This window comes from bacterium, assembly GCA_029210965.1.
GTDB lineage: Bacteria > BMS3Abin14 > BMS3Abin14 > BMS3Abin14 > BMS3Abin14 > JALHUC01.
The window spans coordinates 1-539 of record JARGFZ010000150.1 but is presented as its reverse complement, the minus strand read 5'-3'; the positions used below and the strand labels follow the sequence as shown (position 1 = coordinate 539).

At 63.1% G+C, this 539-nt stretch carries 1 protein-coding gene; it reads right to left on the bottom strand.

Annotation, left to right across the window (positions count from 1 at the left end):
* The coding region (locus P1S59_14725; GenBank protein MDF1527474.1) for a helix-turn-helix domain-containing protein at positions 1–539 on the bottom strand (539 nt) is incomplete at both ends.

Below are 539 nucleotides of genomic sequence, written 5' to 3'. Positions count from 1 at the left end.
CACACCGCCTTACGAGGCACCGCCCCGAACCCCTCAATGACATCCAACATCCCCGCCAGGACATCATGAGCCGCCCGAGACGGCACCATCAGCCCTCCGATCAGCCGTGAAAAACCGGTGACACCCACCACCGTCCACAACTTCTGAGTCTGGCCAAACCCCACCGGGATCTCCACATCCGGCAGCCACAGATCCCACTGGGCCAGCTCCCCAGGCCGATACCAGGTCCGCTGCGAAGGATCCGGCGGCAAAAACAACGGCCGCAACTCGGCTATCCGATCCCGCAACACCGTCATCCCCCTGGCCCATCCGATCCGCTCCGCGATCACCGTCGCCGGCATATCCGGCGTATCCCTCAACAACACCCGGATCTCAGGTTCCACCGTATCCACAATCGAACCCTGCGGCGTCCGCTCATACTTCGGTGGTGTCTCAGAACGCAACACAGACCGCACCGTGTTCCTCGCCACCCCCAACCTCCGAGCGATCGCCTTCACACCCATACCCTCAGCCCTATGCAGGCGACGGATCTCAGCCCA